At 33.5% G+C, this 1,257-nt stretch carries 2 protein-coding genes and 1 pseudogene; all 3 read left to right on the top strand.

The features are described from left to right. The first annotated feature begins 260 nt into the window (after window positions 1–260). A complete protein-coding gene (locus tag ACGF5R_RS24030) occupies window positions 261–743 on the top strand; it encodes a hypothetical protein (protein WP_387693134.1) in 483 nt (160 codons plus the stop codon). Continuing rightward, window positions 724–906, top strand: coding sequence for a hypothetical protein (locus ACGF5R_RS24025; RefSeq protein ID WP_387693133.1), 183 nt, complete (start codon window positions 724–726; stop codon window positions 904–906). The genes ACGF5R_RS24030 and ACGF5R_RS24025 overlap by 20 nt, the downstream gene beginning before the upstream one ends. Window positions 907–1,007: 101 nt before the next feature. After that, window positions 1,008–1,125: pseudogene (locus ACGF5R_RS24020) on the top strand (DnaJ domain-containing protein); the annotation flags it as partial. Between the last annotated feature and the right edge of the window lie 132 nt (window positions 1,126–1,257).

Here is a 1,257-nt window from a genome sequence, read left to right as displayed (position 1 = left end):
GAAAAAAAGCCAGTAATTTCTCATTTTTCTGGAAAAGACGCAGAAGCCATCAGTTAAAGGATTTACAGAAATATTCCAGATTCTACGTGTGACAGTAATGCGTACATTAGCGTTAATATAATATAGAGCTCAATCGTATACATAGAATGATGTCTGTATTTTATGGTATTATAATTTCGTTATGAGGTAATTAAAAATTTTATTTTTAATAAATTTTAGATGAGATATCAATATATTTTGTTTTTATCAGAGATAACATCGTGGAAATAAGTTTGAGTTTGTTAGGGAAAAATGGAAGTTCATCAAGTAGATATATGGTTTCGGTTGATAAATCTTTGGGTCTTAAATGTGATTATATCGTTGAATTCAGAACAAGCCCTGAAATTATCGATTATTTATCTGATTACTACTCTGACCTGCAAGAACTAAATAATTTGTATATGGTTGATTTTTTCGATTTAGCCGCATTGACTGATACAAGCAGTAAAGGTCAATTCCATCACTATACAGACATGAAATATACACCGGACGAGTTGGAAACATTTTTTATCGATGGCATTGCTGCTGTTATTATTGACTTTGTGGAAATGACAGGTGCAAAAATAATATTCAGCGCGCCAGTCGATGAAGTGTTGGCAAGATATTACAACAGGTTGTTGAGAAAGTACGCACATACTGTAAACTATGTTTATCGAGAAGATATCAAAGATGAGGTTGGTTTCTATGTCATTGAAACAGTTTGAACGAATCAGGATAGGAATAAATTTTGATAAATCAGATGTTTATGAAAGAAATTTGAGGATACATGAGCAATGGGAAGCTGAACTGAAACAAGAAATAAAAGCTACCGGCTCTTTAGGAATGCCAGTGCGAGTTGTTCAACGGAGATTAAGCACAAGGGAATGATAGGCATGACATTTTGTCACTTGTGTAACATCTCTTCTGGTAGCACTAAACTACTCAATAAACCCTGGCATAAAGCCGGGTTTGTTGTGGTAGCTAAATTAATTAAAAAAATTAATATTTCCAATTTGTCTGGTGAACTTACGGAAAAAGACGTCAAAAAAGCTTTATAGAGAATTAGCCTTAAAATATCATCCTGACCGTACTCCAATTGGTTTGGAGTAGAAATATTAAATAATCTTGGATTCACATAATAAGTGCAACATCGTTAATCTGGAAGTAAACATGTTCGTATTCCCTTAAATAATTCATTCGGTGTTTTCCCACCCCGTGTTTTTCGGGGGCGATTATTTA

This window comes from Photorhabdus sp. RM71S (assembly GCF_042879355.1).
Taxonomy (GTDB): Bacteria; Pseudomonadota; Gammaproteobacteria; order Enterobacterales; family Enterobacteriaceae; genus Photorhabdus; species Photorhabdus kayaii.
The sequence above is the reverse complement of the archived record's forward strand: the minus strand, read 5'-3'. Positions and strand labels throughout refer to the sequence as shown.